This is a genomic window from Gracilibacillus lacisalsi DSM 19029, assembly GCF_000377765.1.
Classification (GTDB): domain Bacteria; phylum Bacillota; class Bacilli; order Bacillales; family Amphibacillaceae; genus Gracilibacillus; species Gracilibacillus lacisalsi.
The window spans coordinates 87,897-107,426 of record NZ_KB898666.1; the positions used below are offsets into that span (position 1 = coordinate 87,897).

Here is a 19,530-nt window from a genome sequence, read left to right on the forward strand (position 1 = left end):
TCGTTTTAGTTAAAAGGTATGTTTTATTTGTTTACAAATAGACTTTCTGGCAATGATTGAAAGGCTTGCTCTAAATCATGAATTAAGTCATCTTTATCTTCTAGTCCTGCTGAATATCGTATTAATCCTTCCGGTATCCCCATTGCTGCTCTTTCCTCTGGTGTACATTCTACATGACTTGTTGTGCGAGAAGGTCCTACAATTGTTTCAACAGAGCCCAGGTGTGCTGCTCGATTCGCATATTTAAGCTTTGGAAGCAGATGTCTGAGTGTATCCACCCCACCTTTCACCGAGAAACTTAACATGCTGCCAAACCCGTTCATTTGTTTTTTTGCAATCTCATGGCCTGGATGGTCCTCTAATCCTGGATAAAATACTGATTCGACGGCATCAACTGATTGTAAATAACGAGCAACTGCCATTGCATTTTCACTTTGTTTTTCAATTCTTAATTGAAGCGTTTTCATGCCCCGTAGTAATAAATAGGCTGACATCGGGTCAAGTGTTGCTCCATTAATTTCTCGATAATGATAAATACTTTCTACCAATTTTTTAGAGCCACAAACAGAACCACCTAACGCATCTGCATGCCCCCCTAAAAATTTTGTGGCACTATGAATCACCAGGTCTGCTCCCAATTCGAGTGGATTTTGGTTAACTGGAGTGGCAAAAGTGTTATCAACAATGACTATAGCTCCAGCTTGTTTTCCGGCCTGCGCCATTCGTTCAATATCTGTGATTTTTACCGTTGGGTTTGTTGGGCTTTCTAAATAGAGCACTTTACACCCTTTTGCTACCTCTTTTTCAATTGCTTCATGATCCCCCGTATCACATAAAACGACGTCCACGTTTTGCTTGGGCAGAAATTCGGTGAATATTTTATTGGTTCCGCCATAGGTGTCTTTTATGGAAACAATTCGATCCCCTGGGAACAATAGAGTTCCGAGTGTATTACTAATCGCTGCCATTCCAGTCGAAAAACTAGTAGCAGATTCTGCTCCTTCTAATATTCTTATTTTTTCTTCAAATGCTTCAACAGTTGGATTAGTATTACGACCGTAAATATGACCTTCTTTATTACCGATAGCTACTTCATACCATTCATCCATATCGTCATACCCAAAAGATACACTGTGTACAACTGGAACTTGAGTGGCTCCAAAAGCTAATTGCTCTTTTTCCCCTGCCCAAACTGCTTTTGTACTCATTTTTACATCTCTCATACTATTCCCTCCTCATCTAATATCTATCTAATCATCCTAAAAGCTAGCTGATGATTCCACCTTGTTCTGGAAACGGAAAGGGATCTTGCACAATTAATTCTCTTGGAATATTGGTGAACGTTTCCCCGCCAGTTTTTGTTACTCGAAATGATTCACTGATCTCAATTCCATAGTTGTCGAACCACAAGGCCGGAATAAGGTGGAAAGTCATATTTGGCTGTAAAACGGTGGAATCCTCTGTTCGGATGCTTGCTGTATGTTCGCCCCAATCTGGCGGGTAACCTAAACCTACGGAATATCCTAGTCTTGCCTCTTTTTCAATTCCATATTTCTTTAGACAGTTATACCAATAGCTTTCCAGTTCTCCACAAGTAACTCCAGGCTTTACCGCATCTAAAACGGCATTTAATCCTTCTACGACAATCGGAGCCAGTTTCTCAAGCTGTATAGAAGGTTTACCTATCGAAACCGTTCTAGCAACTGGTACATGATACCTTTTGTAACAGCCTGCGAGTTCAATAACAACAGACTCTCCTTCTTGATATTTTCTCTCCGACCAAGTTAGATGTGGTGCGCCTGTGTTATATCCAGAGGGAAGCAATGGAACGATAGCTGGATAATCCCCACCATATTCATCAGTACCAGAAATCATTTGGTGATAGATAGCTGCTGCTGTGTCACACTCTCGATTCCCTACGCGTACACTTTCTATTGCTTTATACATCGCTTGATCAGCAATTTCTGCTGCCCGCTTCATATATTCAATTTCTTGCTCTGATTTGATAATCCTTACATAATTCACTAATAAATCCGCATTTTTGAATGTAGCATTTGGCAGTCCGTGCTTTAACCTTTCGTAAGCCTTGGCAGTGAAATAGTAATTATCCATCTCAACACCTATTTTTCTATTTCCTTGCCCGATCTGTTTTAAAATTTCTGCAATGAAATCCATTGGGTGATAAATCGATGATTGTACATAATAATCTGGGAATGGAATAATATTTTCGTTGTAGATCCATGTGGTAATTTTCGCGCCATTTGCATCTTGATAACGACCAATCCAAATTGGCTGAGGCTCATCAATAATGATAATTAACATTTGGTGAACATAGAATGACCAAGCATCATAGCCTGATAAATAATTCATATTAGCGGGGTCTGTTACAAGTAGTACTTCCATGTCGTTTTCAGCCATCCGTTGTTTTGTTTTCGTTAAACGTTTTTGATATTCTAAAATATCAAAGGCTAACATCGAATCCCCCCTCCACCCTAAAAATATTCTTTCGTTTCTTACCTTTATCTTATTAAACAGCTAGTTGAAATGTAATGTTCAGATTGTATGAAGTTTTTCCATTTCTGTCATACAACATGCATAAACACCCGAATTATAAGATATAATGTCCAATTTTCACATAAAAAAAGAGCCGCTGAGGCTAAAGTGGTTAAAAACAATAAATTCCGAACGATAACAAATTCTGATCACAGAATTCGTCTATTCGTTCGGAATCTTTGCCATTAAAAAGTGAAACTACGGGTTACTTGAAGCTTGAAGTGGGGTTTTACAGACGTTTAACAATGTTGTAAATGGTAGTGCTCAGTAACTTGCTTAATGGTCATTTTGACATGAATGTTCTGCTTAACACTCGCTCCGGCTGTCCGCTTCCCTTTCCACGGGTTTTTCCCCTCAGCTAACTTCGGTAAGCAAAGATCGCTTACCAAAGTGGATCTTCGAGGAAAAACATCCCGCAGGAGTTGAAGCGGACGGCGTTTGCTAAAGGAACACCCTACAATGTTTGTAACAGTTAATATATTGTTTCTTATTCTGATGAAAGCAAAACTTTCTACTGGAAGATAAGATCATCATGCTATCTCTTACTCTCGTTGTAACATATGAAACTAGCGAAGGCCGACCGTTTTCGACTCCTGGGGGATTAGCATGATCTGAAGATCCACTTTGAAAAGTGCCTTTCTTTTCAAAGTTAGCTGAAGAGCATGCTCCCCGGAAAGCGAAACGGTCAGCCGAAGCGACAGTTTAGCACTCTATTCATTTCAAAATTAAGACAAAGTTAGAGCTTCCCTTAATCGGGTAATAGTTGTTATGGCTCAGACTCATCATCCCATCATTTTATTTTATTCAGCATCCATAAGCGGACACTTAACTCTAATAAAAAGGAATCATCAGCATCAATTAAGGATAAGTGCGTCAGAGACTCTATTTTTCGCAACCGATGCAATAACGATTGACGATGTAAATTTAATTCTCTAGCAGTTTGACTAACATTCCCTTTATATTTGTTGTATGTCTTAAAGGTAAAAATCAGGTCTGTCTGTCTCTTTTTATCGTATTCTAACAATGGCTTCAATGTATCTTTTACAATCTCGCGAATATTTTCTTCTTGAGATATTGTCATTAACAGCCGATTAATTCTTGTATCACTATAAAAAGTTCTATTACCAGGACCATCATGCAGCAGTCCGATTTCTAGAGCCGTTTTTGCCTTTTCATAGCTTTCATAAAAGGGGTACGTACTTTCTTTTTGAAGTGCAATTCCCCAAGAAATATCAATATCCGAAAGTAATTGGCTTAATCGTCGTTCAATCGTATCTAAAAACTGGTTGGCTACATCATGGTAAGATGAATCCTCCGCTTGCAAATATAGAATTACTTCCCCTTTTTCAAAGGTAGTCATTGTTTTACGCTCAAATAGTTGACCTGCATAGGTGATTTCCTTCTGAATATAATAATTAAAGCTTCTTAATGATGAATGATACGGATTATCTAAAGTATCATGCTTATCTGATCCTAACTCTTTATGGCTAATTTCTCCGACAATACAAACATAAGGAAGATTTAGATCATAGTTTAATAAATGTGCTTTTGTTAATAATTGATGATCTACTTGCATTTTATTTTTAGCTAAATTTAACACAAAATTATCCTTTAATCGTATTTCGGTTAACTCAATGGCATTCTCTTTCACAAAGTATAGCGCACAGGCTGTTACAGCATGCTCTAACACATTCATTACAGACCAAGTTAGCTCTTTATTATCGCGCGGTTGAAATACAATGTACCCTTGGACTTTATGGTTGTTGAGAATTTGCAACTGAAAAAAACGTTCTTTATAAAACCTGTATTCTTTCATATGATAATATAGTGGATGTTCTTGAAATTTAATATCAGATAGTGGTATTGGTTGTAAATGACTTTCTTGAACTTCGAGGCGATAGCTTTCTAATATATCTTTATTAAAAAATTTATATGCTCTCCACCTTTTTTCAGCATCTGTGATGGCAACAGGAATTTTAATATGCTTATATAAAGTGTGTGCAATATCTTCTAATCCTTTATCTTTTAGGACACAATTAATTAATTCTTGTCTGGCATCTTCCACCTTTTGAAGTTCTTTTTGTTTTACTTCTGTAATTTTATCCATCACAGATTGCCAAATATCCGTAAAACGAACTTCCCAAGGAACATCAATAATGATTAAATCATTTTGATTAGCCTTTTTCAAAATTCGATCAGGGATACTATAAATATATCGTCCTGTAGCAAAACCTAAAACAGATGCCCTTGATTGAATGACATCTTGCACAAAAGATTCTAATAAATTAGGATTATCTTCGCATCCTATACCGGTACTTAAAACAAACTCATTCTTTCTGACAAAGTTTTCAACAGGAAGCTCAATAACCGAAACCCATTCAATCTGCTTTTGCTCTAAAGCATGCTTACCTGCCTTTACTTCACAACCTTCCATCACCGGCAATTGCATAATAGTATTTACCGTTAAACTCATATCACTCACCTCTTTTTGCATCAAAAGTTCATCATCACCTAAACATGAGTGCTTAAAAAAGAGACATTTTCACCTTAAAGTTGAAGCTGTCTAGCTTAGCCACCACGGATATAGAAATTTGTCTAGGACGAGCTCAGAGACTTATCCGTTCGTACGTTTATGAAGCTCACTCGCTTCGATCCACCTGTTCATTTTCTGACTGAACCTTGCGCTACAGGTTGCGACCTCGTACTTTCTTTATGACTAATATAGCAGATCGGATCTATGAACGTACAGCGGGGAAACGTGACGAATCAAATACCAATTGGAGCGACTTTGGCGAAATTGTAGCCAGTCACTACAATGGCCAGAATATGAATCTCTATCTGCGTCATTAAATTAGCTATTTAGACGGAAACTCGTGATAAAGGATAGTAGTTATGATGAGTTCTCAAAATAAAAGGGGTAAAGAAGCTGATATATAATTTTACGCTTACGCTACGTACAATATGCCTTTTCATTCACTGCTCTGAAGGAATATGAAGCTACATTCACGTCTGGTATTTTTGGATAAAAAGATCAAAATGTTTAGGTATAGTCTATTGAGCAAAATTTCATAAAAATTATGTTTGGTTTTAAAAAAAGCGGGAATAAATAAACAGAAAACTTTGATACTTTAATCAAATTTTGCTCATTTGTAAGAATAGATGACAATATTGGAGGATTTATAAAGTTATTCCAATTGAATGAAGCTCAAGTTAATAAAAGAAGATTTATAAAGTTTAATCAAGCTATAAGCGATTTGCGGAATATTCCAATTCCCTTTATTATATTGAATGTATCATTTTGCGTAAATAAATGATTGCCAAATAAGAAAGGAGTAAATTGTTATTAATAACTTACAGAATCAAGCTCCAACACTAGACGTTGTATTCTCCAAACCAACAAAAAATGATGGAGCATCTATGTGGGAATTAGTATCAAAATCTACATTAGACACAAATTCTCCCTACAAATACCTTTTAATGAGTGAGTATTTTAGTGATACTTGTGTCGTAGCAAAAGAAAATAACCAAGTGGTTGGCTTTATTACCGCATTTATCCCTCCAAAAAAACCAGATGCTATATTTGTTTGGCAAATCGGTGTTGATGCATCACAACGAGGTAAGGGTATTGCATCGAGGATGTTGCATTACTTATTAACAAGTGAGGCATGTGAAACAGTCAAGTTTGTCGAAGCAACTATTACACCAGATAATAAGGCATCGCAATCTCTATTCCAGAAACTAGCTCGTGACTTTAATACAGAAATAACTTCAAGCGAGTTTTTTACCGAGGATGTTTTCCCTGGTGATGAACACGACGAAGAATTAAAGTTTATTGTCGGGCCAATTAACAAGTAATATTGTCGTAATATTTCGTATTTTCAGAATTAGAAAGTACGGAAATATTCGATATATAAAACCATTTAGGAGGAACTTAAAAGATGAGTAAAAATATTGATATTATCAATCATCATGAGTCAGTAGTACGTAGTTATGTTCGTAACTTCCCAACTGTATTTACAAAGGCGAAGAAGCACAAAATGTGGGACGAGGATGGAAAAGAGTATCTAGATTTCTTCTCCGGTGCAGGTGCACTTAACTATGGACATAATGATGATCATATGAAAGAAAAATTAATCGAATACATCACAAGTGATGGGATTACTCACTCTTTAGATATGGCTTCTACAGCAAAAGCTGATTTTCTACAGAAGTTTGATGACGTGATTTTGAAACCACGTGATCTTGATTATAAAGTAATGTTCCCTGGACCAACAGGAACAAACACAGTTGAAAGCGCCTTGAAATTAGCGCGTAAAGTAACAGGTCGTACCGATATTATCAGCTTTACAGGTGGATTCCACGGTATGACGATCGGTTCCCTATCTGTAACTGGTAACTCTATGAAACGCCAAGGTGCAGGTATTCCACTACAAAACACTGTAACGATGGCTTATGATAACTATGTTGATCATGATACTGTCGTTTATTTAGAAAGATTCTTAGAAGATAGCGGTAGTGGAGTTGCAATTCCAGCCGCAATGATCGTGGAAACGGTTCAAGGTGAAGGTGGTATTAACGCTGCACGCTTTGAATGGTTAAAACAAATTGAAGAAATATGCCGTCGTTGGGGCATTTTACTAATCATTGATGATGTGCAAGCAGGTATCGGTCGTACCGGTTCATTCTTCAGTTTCGAAGCTGCCGGTATTAAACCAGATATTATCTGTTTATCTAAATCATTAAGTGGTTATGGTTTACCACTTGCTGTAACGTTGATCAAGCCTGAATTGGATATTTGGAAACCAGGTGAACACAACGGTACTTTCCGTGGTAATAACCATGCATTTGTAACGGCGACAGCAGCACTTGACTATTGGAAAGATGATTCATTTGAAAAAGAAATCCACGAAAAATCTGAAATAATCTACAATTTCCTAGAAAAAATAGTTTCAGACTATCCTGAAATTAAAGGGGAAGTTCGTGGCCGTGGATTTATGGTAGGGATTGCTTCAGAAGTGGAAGGACTTGCTGAGAAAGTAACAGCTCGTTGCTTTGAATTAGGTTTAATTATGGAAACAGCGGGACCAAATGATGAAGTATTCAAGCTGTTCCCACCATTAAATATTCCAAAAGATGAGCTACAAAAAGGTCTAGATATTATTGAGCAAAGTGTAAAAGGTTTAGTTAAGGATCCCGTTACTAACTAAGTTACGGTTTTCAAATATAACAGACAATACAGGAGGCAATATATTTTATGAAAGTAGTAAAGCTAGAAGACATACTAGGAACTGAATATGATGTTGACGGAGGTAACTGGGTTAGCCGTCGTCTCATTATGAAAAAAGACGGAATGGGTTATTCTGTCAATGATACCATCATTAAAGCAGGTACAGAAACTCATATTTGGTACAAAAATCACCTTGAATCTGTTTACTGTATTGAAGGTGAAGGCGAAGTGGTAACATTAAGTGATAATAAAGTATGGCCAATTAAAAAAGATACACTATATGCACTTGATGAAAATGACGAACATTTACTTCGTGCCAAAACAGATATGCGCATGGTTTGTGTATTCAACCCACCGCTATCAGGAAAAGAAGTACACGACGAAAACGGCGTATATCCAGTAGACGAAGATTAATTAATCTGCTAGAAAAACTATCCCTCTTTTCTAACAGTTGTTAAGACATTCCTATAGTTCAAATTTTTCTTATCCAAAAGCTCCCCTTTTCCTTGGGGAGCTTTTACTTTTTTGTATATACTATAGATGAGGTGTTGAAAATGGGAAAAAAAGAAATAGAAGATTATTTACAAGAAGGAATTTATGGCGCAAAGGAAATTAACCCTGATGAAAAAAGAAAATATTTAGGGACTTACCGTGAAAGGGTAGTATTAGCGTTATCCAAGGCACAAGTTCGTGGCGAAAAAGGACTTTCTCAATTGGAGGAACAAATCCGTCAATTTCCTGGTACTACACTGTTGATGAATAATAATATGAGCTTACGTTTCTTTAAACCTTACCGTGAACTGGCTGAGAAACTTGGTATTCCTCATACTTATGTATCAAACCGGGAAGCTGACAGTGATTATGGCCTCATATTAGCAGCTAAGACTGCTGTAGATAAGGAAGAGATTTTATTAACTGAGGAAGAACAAGCGGAGAAAGAAATCGAGAAGAAATCTTGGTGGCAGCGGCTCCTTGGCCTATAATGATAAAAAGTCGGTAAATTGCCCTACTGATTTAAATATCCCTTTATTTAATGCAGAGGAAAGACACTTAAAAACTCGCACCTTTCCTCTGATACATATTTACTTATTGATATAAGTTGATTCTAATACTTTCACAAAACGTTTCATGCCTTCTTCTATTAGTGCTGGTTCTGAGTTTGTGAAATTTAATCGTAGTGTATTTTGTTCTGGATCTGATACATAGAAAGGTGCTCCAGGCACAAATGCTACTCCTTCTTTTACTGCTTCCTCTAATAACGCTGTTGTGTTCAGTTCTTTCGGCAGCTTCACCCAGAAAAACATACCACCTTTCGGAACAATATATTCAAGCCCTTCAATGTTGGCTTTCTCTAATAGCCGTTTCATCACTAACATTCGTTCATAATAAGTTTTTCTAATCGTTTGAATGTGCTCATCAATATCAAAGTCTTGTAATAAATGTACTAATGCATGCTGACCAATAGAATTGGTATGAAGATCTGTTGCCTGCTTAGCTTGGGCCATAATTCGAATAATTTGGTGTGGGCCAACAATCCAACCAATACGAACAGCAGGGACAACCGTTTTAGAAAAAGTACTCGTGTATAATACTAGTCCATTCTCATCTAATGAAGCGATAGATGGAGGTGTTTCACTTTCATCAAATTGTAATTCTCCATAAGGATCATCTTCAAAAATAACAACATGATATTTATTAGCCAGTTCCAGCAGTCTTTCTCGTCTTTTTAGTGACCATACTTTTCCAGTAGGATTGGAATAGGTTGGTACGACATAGATGCATTTTGGTTTATACTGATTAATTTTCTCCTCTAGATCAGCTAAAACCATGCCGTCATCATCTGAATCAACTGCCACCACTTTTGTTTCATACGATTCGAATACTTGCAATGCAGCTAAATATGTTGGATTTTCTGTTAAGATGACATCCCCTTTATTGAACATTACTCGTGAAAACAAATCAATTGCCTGTTGACTACCTGAAGTAATCAAAATATTATCAGCTGATCGGTGTAGCCCTTTCTGCTTCATACGATCTGCTAATAGTTCCCTTAACTGTGGTACTCCTTCTGTTTCACCATATTGTAATGCTTTTTTATTTGTCGTAATTGCTTTATGAAAAGCCTCGTCAACAGCTTTTACCGGGAATAAATCTTCTTCCGGTAATCCTCCTGCAAACGAGATAATATTCCCTTGATTAATAACCTTTAAGATATCTCGCACTGCTGATGATTTCAAATATTTTACTCGGTCTGAAAAACCATATTTCATTCATGATCCCTTCTTTCTATCATATAAGGAGTTTTCATTTTAAATCAAAGTGTGTCTGTTATGCAATTTATTTCGTATACTTTGTACATTTTCATTTTATACTTTCTTAGCGTGTTAGAAAAGACAGCTACTCTCTACTAAAAGTAACTGTCCTTACTTTAACCTAATATAGCTCGGTCATTCTCCATTTGTGTACCGCGGATTCGTTGGAATTCGTGTAGTAATTTTTCGATGGTAAGTTTTTGTTTCTCTTCACCAGATACTTCTAAAATAATTTGTCCCTTATCCATCATAATCAGACGGTTGCCTAAATCTAACGCTTGCTGCATATTATGGGTAACCATTAAAGTGGTTAAGCCAAACTGTTCCACTACCTCACCAGTCAGATTAGTAATCAATTCAGCTCTTGATGGATCTAATGCTGCAGTATGCTCATCTAACAGCAATATATTCGGCTCTGTAAAAGTTGCCATTAATAACGAAAGTGCCTGGCGCTCTCCACCAGAAAGCATTCCGACTTTGGCGTTCAATCGACTTTCAAGCCCTAGGTGAAGAGTTTCTAAATACTCTTTAAATAAAGCCTTTCGTTTTTTGCTGACTCCAATTTTCAAAGTTCGTTTTTTGTTTCTCGCATAAGCCATCGCAAGGTTCTCTTCAATTGTCATCGTAGGTGCCGTTCCTGCCATCGGGTCTTGAAAAACTCGCCCTATAAACTGGGAGCGTTTATATTCAGGAAGCATGGTTACATTTTTATCATTAATTTTTACCGTCCCGATGTCTGGCTTTAATGATCCGGAAATCATGTTCATTAATGTTGATTTTCCGGCCCCATTACTCCCGATGACGGTAACAAAATCACCCTTTTTCATCTCAAGGTTAATATCTTGTAGAGCTTTCTTTTCATCCAATGTACCTTCATTAAAAGTAATCGCAATATCTTGCATGCTAAGCATTGTTAGCCCCCTCTCCACTGGCTAGCATTGCCCTTTTTTTTCGTTTTCGTTTTGCTTCTTTTTGGGTGGCGATAATCTTTGGTGCGACAAGTGCAACAATAACAATAACTGCCGTAATTAATTTCGCATCACCCGTTTCTAAAAATTTAAACTTTAAAGCGAAGGTCAGCACTATTCGATATGCAATGGCCCCACCAATAACCGCTAGTGTTGTACGGGCGATTGTTTTTGTTCCAAATAATGCTTCCCCTATAATAACAGATGCAAGACCGATGACGATCATCCCAATTCCCATATTAACATCTGAAAAACCACCATATTGTGCAATAAAAGCACCAGATAACGCAACTAATGCATTAGAAATACCTAAACCAACAATTGTTAGAATATCAGTGTTTGCAGAAAAACTTCTGATCATTCTTTCATTATCACCAGTTGCACGTAAAGCGAGTCCTACTTCTGTTTTTAAGAAATAATCGGTTAAAAATTTTATGATTAATGTAATAATAACCATAATAATGAGTATTGCCCAAGTGCCTGGTACACGCTCCGAACCAGCCAAGGTAAATATACCATTTAAAAAGTTGTCAATACCTAAAGATGCCCAAAAACCTTCAATTTGATTAAACATTGTCGGTTCATTTAGTAAAGCGACATTCGGTTTATCCATGATTCTAAGATTAATAGAATACAAGGCAATCATCATTAAGATACCGGATAATAAAGGGTTAATCTTCCCTTTCGTATTTAAAATTCCTGTGATAACTCCTGCCAAAAATCCAGCAATAGCGGCATAAAATGTTGCTAATACGGGCGGCACACCATTAACAATCGAAATCGCTGCAACCGCTCCACCTGTTACAAAACTGCCATCCACTGTTAAATCCGGGAAATCTAAAATACGAAATGAAAGATAAACGCCCAATGCCATCAACGCATAAATCGTACCAGATTCTACTGCGCTGAATAAGGAAATTAAGATGCCATCCATACTACTCTTCCTTTCTATCCTTCTGCCAAACTTGATAGAAAACCTCGACACCTATCATTCATCAGCAATGTCGAGGTTTCCTTCAGATATTTATTCTTCTTCTGTCGTTTCTAAAAATTCTGCATCTTCATCCCAGTCTTCGTTCCATTCCACACCTTGTGCTTCTGCTGCTTCTTTGTTAATAAACAGCTGCATGCTTGGTGGTACTTCTACAGGGATATCTGCTGTTGTTTTGTCACCGGTTAACACTTCTACCGCCATTTCACCGGTGCGGTAGCCAATTGTGTGGTAATCAATACCAAACGTTGCAAAACCACCACGCTGTACAGAATCAGGTTCACCTACAATTAATGGAATATCTTGTTCTTCTGCTACTGCCACAACCGTTTCTAATGCGGAGACAACTGTATTGTCCGTAATAATGAAGAATACATCTGCATCACCAACTAAGGAATTGGTTGCTTGCTGTACTTCAGATGAATTACCGACAGTAGCTTCAGTTGTAGATAAGCTTGTTCCTTCTACCGCCTCATTTACAGCTTCAATTTGAGCAACAGAATTTGCTTCTCCTGCACTATAAACAAGCCCAATTGTAGCTCCTTCAAAATAATTATCAATAAATTCTACCGTTCTTGTAACAGAATCTGGATGTAAGTCTAGCACACCCGTTATATTATCCCCTGGTTGGTCTAAAGATTCTACAAGACCACTTTCTACAGCGTCTGTTACCGACGTGAATAAAATCGGAATATCACTTGTCGCTTGTAACGCACTTTGCGCACTCGGAGTAGAATTGGCAAATATTAAATCTACACCATCCGCTACAAAGTTATTTGCAATTGTTGTTGCATTATTTTGATCATTTTGTGCTGATTGAAAGTCGTATTCTACTTCTAAACCAGCATCTGCAATCGCATCTTGAAAACCTTCATATGCCGCATCTAATGATGGATGCTCTACAATTTGTGTTGCACCAATTTGATATACTTCATCGTCAGAAGCTGCCTCTTCCTCTTCCCCTTCTGTTTCTTCTGTATTTTCCTCAGTTTCTTCAGCATCTGATCCAGACCCACCATTTGTGTTATCCGTTTCGTTACTCGTACCACATGCTGCAAGAACAAGAACACTGAAGAAAGCAATAATTAATAATAAAAGCAAGTTTTTCTTCATGATCCCCTTTTCCCCCATTTTCTTTGAATTTAGAATTTTCAAACTTTTAAGATACATTATAGCACAGATTCGACAGCTTAGGTATAGCATATTTACAATTAATCTATTACTGGCGTTGTGCTTGTGTGCAACTTCGAGTCGATAGATTAGCTACTTTCTTTTTAAAAGCATCATTACTAGTGAAAGTCCCCATTAAATCTCCTAATTTGTGAAATAGAGTAGACAAACATCTATATGTACTCTATGTTTCTCTAGTGATAGATTGATTAAACACAATTTCTTTGTCCTTCATTACGCATATGATGGACACTTTTCTTGTATCTCCCTCTTTTTTGTCCTTCATCAAGCTTATGATGGACACTTTTCTTGTATCTCCCTCTTTTTTTGTCCTTCATCTCACTTATGATGGACACTTTTTCCAACTCAGGTGCTTTTTTGCCCTTCATTCAAAAAGACACTAAAAAACACGCGTCTCATCCATGATGAAACGCGTGTTTTGACCACTATCTTCCTTATTGATCTGTACGATTGATAAAGTCTGTTACGGCACCTTGTGATGAGCAGGAAACGTTGTGCGCGTACTTTCCTAACACACCTCGTTTGTATAGCTCTGGTGCTTTCCAGTTTGCACGACGTTTCGCTAATTCTTCGTCCGAAACATCCATTGAAATTTCTTTTTGTTCTGAATCAATGGTAACCATATCTCCTTCTTCTAAGAAAGCAATTGGTCCACCTGATTGTGCTTCCGGTGCAATATGTCCTACTACGAGACCATGTGTACCACCAGAGAATCGACCATCTGTTAATAACGCTACTTTTTGGCCTAAGCCTTTGCCAACTAAGATTGCAGAAATAGAAAGCATTTCCGGCATACCTGGTCCACCTTTTGGCCCTACATAACGAATAACTAGAACATCTCCTTCTTTGATCTCGTTATTCATTACTGCGTTTGTTGCTTCGTCTTCATTATTAAACACACGTGCAGGACCTGTGTGACGTTTTACTTTTACACCAGATACCTTTGCAACCGCACCGCTCGGTGAAAGATTACCTTTTAATACGATTAATGGTCCATCTGCACGATATGGATCACTTAATGGATGAATAATATCTTGGTCATCAGATAGAATTGGTGCATCCGCATAATTTTCTGCGATCGTCTTACCAGTAACAGTTAAACAGTCGCCATGTAAGAATCCATTATCTAATAATAGACGCATTACAGCCGGAACTCCACCAATTTTATGTAAGTCTTCCATTACATATTTACCACTTGGCTTCAAGTCTGCTAAGTGTGGTACTTTTTCTTGGATACGATTAAAGTCATCAATTTTCAGATCTACTTCTGCTGCATTAGCAATCGCTAATAAGTGAAGGATCGCGTTAGTAGATCCACCTAAAGCCATAACAGCAGTGATTGCATTTTCGAATGCTTTCTTCGTTAAAATATCTTTCGGATAAATACCTTTCTCTAACAAATGGTAAACAGCTTCTCCTGCTTTACGACAATCTTCAAATTTCTCAGGAGATTCCGCTGGGTTAGAAGAGCTTCCAGGTAAACTCATACCTAGTGCTTCTACAGCCGTCGCCATAGTATTTGCTGTATACATACCACCACAAGAACCTGCACCTGGGCATGCATGACATTCAATTCCTCGCAATTCTTCATCATCAATATCACCGTTATTGTGTTTACCTACCCCTTCAAAAACAGACACAATATCTAACTTTTCCCCTTTACGGTATCCTGGCGCAATCGTTCCACCATAAACAAAAACAGCTGGTACATCAGAACGAGCAATCGAAATTAAACAACCAGGGATGTTCTTATCACAACCACCAATTGCCACGTAACCATCTAGGTTCTCTGCTCCTACTACTGTTTCAATCGAGTCTGCAATTACATCACGACTTGGAAGGGAATAACGCATTCCCGACGTACCCATCGAAATACCATCAGATACTGTGATTGTATTAAAAATTAACGGAACACCACCAGCTTCGCGAGCGCCATCCTTAGCCTGGATCGCTAAGTCATCTAAGTGGATATTACATGGTGTTACCTCACTCCATGTACTTGCTACACCAATCATTGGCTTTTTAAAATCTTCATCTGTTACCCCAACAGCACGTAACATCGCACGGTTCGGAGCACGTTTTGCATCATCAAATACATTACTTTTGATACGTAAGTCCTTCCCCATTCCAAAATGCCTCCCCACTATATTTTCTAGAAATACTAGAATTCTTTCAATTTATAATTTTCTGTAAACTTTAGTTTGAGAATTGGTGTCTCTACATCTCAATAATGATATAGTATCATATATTTATGAAATACGGAATAATTCGGACTTTAAAATAGAGGAGAAAAAAATGAAAATTCGCACAATTTTAGTCTTTTTGTTTATTATTGGCATTGGTTACTTCATTTTTCTGTTTCAGAAATACAGCAATCGACCAATCCCGACAGAACTACATCCAATCGTGGAAGAAAAGAAGGAAGAACTGGTAAAGCAAGCAGAGGAAATCGGGATTAGCGTTATCATTACGGACGGTTTTCGCTCTGTCGAAGAACAGGATGCAATCTATCAGCAAGGAAGGGAAACAGATGGAAACATTGTTACCTATGCTAAAGGAGGGGAATCCTATCATAATTATGGACTTGCGATCGATTTTGCCTTGCTAACAAATGATGATAATGTTATTTGGGATTTAGAATATGACGGCAACCAAAATGGAAAAAGCGATTGGAACGAGGTGGTCGAAATCGCTAAAGAATTAGGTTTTTCCTGGGGTGGTGATTTTACCCGTTTTAAAGATTATCCTCACTTGCAAATGGACTTTGGTCTAAGCATCAGGGAATTAAAATGGGGGAAACGACCTGAAGATGTGATCGATTAGCCCCCTTCTATCAACGGTAAATAACCGTACTATACAATTGTTCAGTAGCACGTGGATCGATAAATAGATGTGCTTTATTCACAGCCGTAATTGCTTCCGAATAGCCCGATGCAATCAAATTTGTTTTCCCTTCATATTGGACAATATCACCTGCGGCAAAAATGCCGGGTATATTAGTTGCCATGTCACCTTTAACCAAAATACGCCCTTTATATGTCGCAACTCCCCAGTTATCAAGCGGAGTTGCCTGTAATTCAAGACCGTGATAAGTAAGCAACGCGTCAGTTTCAACGGTAATAGTTTCATTGATCTCCACGGATTGCAGTTGATTTTCCTTCACATCAAAATTCGTTATGTGGGATTCCATATGAATTGGAATGGAACTATTTCGTAATTGCTCTACATCTTCTTCTTTTACTTGATGGAATTTGGAATCTGGATTCACTACCGTGACAGATTTCGCATGATCCTTAAGATACAATGCCCAGCCTACTCCTACCTTATTATTAGCAGTAATAACGACATTTTTTTGATGGTACTTTTCCCGGTTCATCAAGTTAGTAGCCACATGCTTGCGAAATTCGGGAAAAGGTAACGCATCCCAATTATCTGGCATTTTTGTATGGAATGTTCCGGAGCCTGTTGCAAGCAACACCACTTTCGTAAAATGTTGCTCTCCGTCACTCGTATTTAAGATAAAATGATCCGATTTTTGCTCGATAGACTCGACCCATCTATTGCTTAACATCTCAGGTTGATGCCGGTTAGCTTGAGCAATCATTTGCTTCACTAAATCTTCGCCTGATATATCAGGATATCCACCGACATCATAGATTAATTTTTCCGGAAAAAATTGCATTACTTTGCCGCCAAATTGAGATTGTGACTCTAACAATTTAACTTTCATATTACGCATGGTCGCATAATACGTAGCAAAAAGACCTGTTGTGCCACCACCAATAATGGTGATATCAAACAATTCATCATCCCCCATCGCTATACACCTCTATCTTTTATATAATCGGTCAGTAGATTGTAATGCCGTTAAGTTTACAGCACCTACACCAAACATGACCATCTGCAATTCTAACTCGCGAACTTGCATCCATTCTATCACATTCTCAGCAGAATCAACCGCTTCTTTTAAAATTGACCTAGCGAAACCTACATAATCGGCACCTAATGCAATCGCTTTAGCGGCATGGAGACCGTTACGAATACCACCACTGGCAATGATGTTTTTTTCCGGCATTATACCGGAAACCTCTTCTAAACAAACTGCAGTGGAATTTCCCCAGCTTGCAAAAGCTTCTGCCGCCTGTTTCTTAAATTTTTCTTTAGAACGCAATTTCTCTACTTGACTCCAAGATGTACCACCTGCTCCAGCGACATCAATAAAGGAAGCACCGATATCGATTAATCGTTTTGCTGTTTTTCCATCAATCCCAAATCCTACTTCTTTTACCCCTACCGGAACAGCTAACGACTGAATTAAGTTCTCGATTTTAGGCAACAAATTACTGAAATTCGTATCGCCTCCGGATTGAATCACTTCTTGAATTGTATTTAAATGAAGGACCAACGCATTGGCATCTGTCCACTCCACAATCTGTTTAACCTGATCAACTGTCACACCATAATTCAGCTGTACTGCTCCTAGATTTGCTATAATCGGTGTATTCGGTGCATATTCTCTAACTTGAAAAGATTGACGGAACTTTTCGCTTTCTAACATCACCCTTGTTGAGCCTAAAGCAAAGACCCAACCTTGTTGTTCTGCCGCGATCGCAAGATTTCGATTAATCTTCTCGGCCATTTCTGCTCCACCAGTCATCGAACTAATCAAAAAAGGCGTCCGTAAGTGTTGATCAAAAAATGTCGATGAGATATCAATCGCTTCAAAATCGATTTCAGGTAATGCGTTGTGCTGAAAACGATATAGATCGAAGCCATTTGTTATTCCTTCTCCTAATGCCTCTTCTTTCAAACTTAATGCTATATGCTCACTTTTCCGTTTGTGGATTTTATCAGACATATACTGACTCCCTTTATATAAATAATTATTAATACTAGTATACATAAATCTATTTAAAATCTCTCGTTGATACTCTTTCACCATTAGTATGATATGATTAATGGTAAAACTATACATATCGCAACTGAAATGGAGGACTTAACATGAAACAGCAACTTATAGAAAGATTAAGTACATATGTACAAATCGATACACAATCAGATGAAAGTAACCCGGACTGCCCCTCAACAGATGGCCAATGGGAACTGGCACATTTGCTAGTAGAAGAATTAAAAGCTATTGGCATGCATGATGTAACAGTTGATAAAAATGGTTATGTGATGGCGACACTTCCGAGTAACGTTGATAAAGACGTACCAGTAATCGGCTTTCTTGCCCATGTTGATACAGCAACAGACTTTACCGGTAAAGAAGTAAAACCTCAAGTAGTCGAACAGTATAATGGCAAAGATATTCTATTAAACAAAGAGAAAAATATTGTCCTGTCACCAGATGAATATCCTTCATTGGCGAACTACAGTGGACACACTTTAATAACAACAGATGGTACTACATTGCTTGGCGCTGACAACAAAGCAGGTATTGCCGAAATCATAACCGCATTAGAATATCTTATAACAAACCCGGACATTCCACATGGTACAATCAGAGTCGCTTTTACGCCAGATGAGGAAATAGGGCGTGGTCCTCATAAATTTGATGTAGATCGATTTGGTGCTCAGTTTGCTTATACGATTGATGGTGGCCCATTAGGTGAACTACAATACGAAAGTTTTAATGCTGCCGCTGCAAAAATTACTGTGCAAGGTAATAATGTTCATCCGGGAACAGCAAAAGGGAAGATGGTTCATGCAACCAAAATAGCAATGGAAATTCAAGCACAATTACCAGCGGAACAAGCCCCAGAGTATACAGAAGGATATGAAGGTTTTTTTCATCTACTTTCATTCGAGGGGGATGTAGAAACAGCTAAGTTATATTATATTATCCGCGATCATGACCGAAATAAATTTAATAAGAAAAAACAATGGGTTACTTCGATAGTTAAGGATTTACAAAGTCAGTATGGTGAAGATTGTATCCAGCTAGAAATGAAGGATCAGTACTATAATATGGCAGAAAAAATCGAACCTGTGAAATATATTGTAGATATAGCAGCAGAAGCTATGAAAGATGTCGATGTCGATCCTTTAATCCAGCCAATTCGTGGTGGAACAGATGGTTCACAACTTTCCTTCATGGGATTACCAACTCCTAATATATTTACCGGTGGTGAAAACTTCCATGGAAAATACGAATATATTTCCGTCGATAACATGGTTAAGGCTACCGAAACGATTATACAAATTGCTGAACGATTCACGAAACAATGCTAATGATAGCATTGTTTTTTTATTGTAAATTTAATTTTTATACGTTGACACTAGACT

The 19,530-nt window shown here is 37.7% G+C and carries 16 protein-coding genes; 6 read left to right on the plus strand and 10 right to left on the minus strand.

All coding sequences use genetic code 11. The features are described 5' to 3' along the window. Positions 1–23: 23 nt before the first annotated feature. The 3 genes from D569_RS0108975 to D569_RS0108985 all read right to left on the minus strand — a co-directional run bounded on the left by D569_RS0108975 (position 24) and on the right by D569_RS0108985 (position 5,026). Positions 24–1,223 (minus strand): cystathionine gamma-synthase family protein, encoded by a 1,200-nt coding sequence (locus tag D569_RS0108975; protein WP_018932079.1) that lies wholly within the window; start codon positions 1,221–1,223, stop codon positions 24–26. Positions 1,224–1,266: 43 nt separating this feature from the next. Then, entirely contained in the window at positions 1,267–2,475 is a 1,209-nt protein-coding gene (locus tag D569_RS0108980; RefSeq protein ID WP_018932080.1) for a M24 family metallopeptidase, read from the minus strand. A gap of 868 nt (positions 2,476–3,343) precedes the next feature. Beyond that, positions 3,344–5,026 (minus strand): PucR family transcriptional regulator, encoded by a 1,683-nt coding sequence (locus D569_RS0108985; protein WP_018932081.1) that lies wholly within the window; start codon positions 5,024–5,026, stop codon positions 3,344–3,346. Between the two features lie 869 nt (positions 5,027–5,895). On the opposite strand from D569_RS0108985, the gene ectA reads away from it, so the two are divergent. From ectA to D569_RS0109005, 4 genes are all read left to right on the plus strand, one after another. Further along, positions 5,896–6,408: a diaminobutyrate acetyltransferase gene (ectA, locus tag D569_RS0108990; protein ID WP_083939019.1), complete on the plus strand. Its 513-nt coding sequence runs from the start codon at positions 5,896–5,898 to the stop codon at positions 6,406–6,408. 83 nt (positions 6,409–6,491) lie between these two features. Beyond that, positions 6,492–7,760 carry a diaminobutyrate--2-oxoglutarate transaminase gene (gene ectB / locus D569_RS0108995; RefSeq protein ID WP_018932083.1) on the plus strand — a complete coding sequence of 423 codons (1,269 nt, stop codon included), beginning with the start codon at positions 6,492–6,494 and terminating at the stop codon, positions 7,758–7,760. A gap of 47 nt (positions 7,761–7,807) precedes the next feature. Continuing rightward, on the plus strand, positions 7,808–8,194 hold the full coding sequence (locus D569_RS0109000; RefSeq protein ID WP_018932084.1) for an ectoine synthase: 387 nt from the start codon (positions 7,808–7,810) through the stop codon (positions 8,192–8,194). 140 nt (positions 8,195–8,334) lie between these two features. After that, positions 8,335–8,763: a YueI family protein gene (locus D569_RS0109005; protein ID WP_018932085.1), complete on the plus strand. Its 429-nt coding sequence runs from the start codon at positions 8,335–8,337 to the stop codon at positions 8,761–8,763. Positions 8,764–8,862: 99 nt separating this feature from the next. Here D569_RS0109005 and D569_RS0109010 read toward each other — a convergent pair whose 3' ends face one another. The 5 genes from D569_RS0109010 to ilvD form a co-directional block, all read right to left on the minus strand. Next, entirely contained in the window at positions 8,863–10,050 is a 1,188-nt protein-coding gene (locus D569_RS0109010; protein ID WP_018932086.1) for an aminotransferase-like domain-containing protein, read from the minus strand. Between the two features lie 158 nt (positions 10,051–10,208). Beyond that, on the minus strand, positions 10,209–11,003 hold the full coding sequence (locus tag D569_RS0109015; protein ID WP_018932087.1) for an ABC transporter ATP-binding protein: 795 nt from the start codon (positions 11,001–11,003) through the stop codon (positions 10,209–10,211). Beyond that, entirely contained in the window at positions 10,996–11,985 is a 990-nt protein-coding gene (locus D569_RS0109020) for an ABC transporter permease (protein WP_033404842.1), read from the minus strand. The genes D569_RS0109015 and D569_RS0109020 overlap by 8 nt, the downstream gene beginning before the upstream one ends. 99 nt (positions 11,986–12,084) lie before the next feature. Further along, positions 12,085–13,164 (minus strand): ABC transporter substrate-binding protein, encoded by a 1,080-nt coding sequence (locus tag D569_RS0109025; protein WP_018932089.1) that lies wholly within the window; start codon positions 13,162–13,164, stop codon positions 12,085–12,087. A gap of 512 nt (positions 13,165–13,676) precedes the next feature. After that, positions 13,677–15,368, minus strand: coding sequence for a dihydroxy-acid dehydratase (gene ilvD, locus D569_RS0109035; protein ID WP_018932091.1), 1,692 nt, complete (start codon positions 15,366–15,368; stop codon positions 13,677–13,679). Positions 15,369–15,537: 169 nt separating this feature from the next. On the opposite strand from ilvD, the gene D569_RS0109040 reads away from it, so the two are divergent. Then, positions 15,538–16,065, plus strand: a complete 528-nt coding sequence (locus D569_RS0109040; RefSeq protein ID WP_018932092.1) for a M15 family metallopeptidase — start codon at positions 15,538–15,540, stop codon at positions 16,063–16,065. Positions 16,066–16,075: 10 nt separating this feature from the next. Here D569_RS0109040 and D569_RS0109045 read toward each other — a convergent pair whose 3' ends face one another. Continuing rightward, on the minus strand, positions 16,076–17,059 hold the full coding sequence (locus D569_RS0109045; RefSeq protein WP_018932093.1) for an NAD(P)/FAD-dependent oxidoreductase: 984 nt from the start codon (positions 17,057–17,059) through the stop codon (positions 16,076–16,078). Positions 17,060–17,071: 12 nt separating this feature from the next. Further along, positions 17,072–18,100, minus strand: coding sequence for a type 2 isopentenyl-diphosphate Delta-isomerase (gene fni / locus D569_RS0109050; RefSeq protein WP_018932094.1), 1,029 nt, complete (start codon positions 18,098–18,100; stop codon positions 17,072–17,074). A gap of 143 nt (positions 18,101–18,243) precedes the next feature. On the opposite strand from fni, the gene pepT reads away from it, so the two are divergent. Next, positions 18,244–19,476: a peptidase T gene (gene pepT, locus D569_RS0109055; RefSeq protein ID WP_018932095.1), complete on the plus strand. Its 1,233-nt coding sequence runs from the start codon at positions 18,244–18,246 to the stop codon at positions 19,474–19,476. Positions 19,477–19,530 lie beyond the last annotated feature (54 nt).

Coding starts and splice junctions, on each gene's coding strand:
- pepT (WP_018932095.1), top strand. CDS start 18,244: ATGAAACAGCAACTTATAGAAAGATTAAGTACATATGTACAAATCGAT.
- D569_RS0109040 (WP_018932092.1), top strand. CDS start 15,538: ATGAAAATTCGCACAATTTTAGTCTTTTTGTTTATTATTGGCATTGGT.
- D569_RS0109010 (WP_018932086.1), bottom strand. CDS start 10,050: ATGAAATATGGTTTTTCAGACCGAGTAAAATATTTGAAATCATCAGCA.
- D569_RS0108980 (WP_018932080.1), bottom strand. CDS start 2,475: ATGTTAGCCTTTGATATTTTAGAATATCAAAAACGTTTAACGAAAACA.
- D569_RS0108975 (WP_018932079.1), bottom strand. CDS start 1,223: ATGAGAGATGTAAAAATGAGTACAAAAGCAGTTTGGGCAGGGGAAAAA.
- ectB (WP_018932083.1), top strand. CDS start 6,492: ATGAGTAAAAATATTGATATTATCAATCATCATGAGTCAGTAGTACGT.
- D569_RS0108985 (WP_018932081.1), bottom strand. CDS start 5,026: ATGAGTTTAACGGTAAATACTATTATGCAATTGCCGGTGATGGAAGGT.
- D569_RS0109000 (WP_018932084.1), top strand. CDS start 7,808: ATGAAAGTAGTAAAGCTAGAAGACATACTAGGAACTGAATATGATGTT.
- fni (WP_018932094.1), bottom strand. CDS start 18,100: ATGTCTGATAAAATCCACAAACGGAAAAGTGAGCATATAGCATTAAGT.
- D569_RS0109025 (WP_018932089.1), bottom strand. CDS start 13,164: ATGAAGAAAAACTTGCTTTTATTATTAATTATTGCTTTCTTCAGTGTT.
- D569_RS0109015 (WP_018932087.1), bottom strand. CDS start 11,003: ATGCTTAGCATGCAAGATATTGCGATTACTTTTAATGAAGGTACATTG.
- D569_RS0109005 (WP_018932085.1), top strand. CDS start 8,335: ATGGGAAAAAAAGAAATAGAAGATTATTTACAAGAAGGAATTTATGGC.
- D569_RS0109045 (WP_018932093.1), bottom strand. CDS start 17,059: ATGGGGGATGATGAATTGTTTGATATCACCATTATTGGTGGTGGCACA.
- ilvD (WP_018932091.1), bottom strand. CDS start 15,368: ATGGGGAAGGACTTACGTATCAAAAGTAATGTATTTGATGATGCAAAA.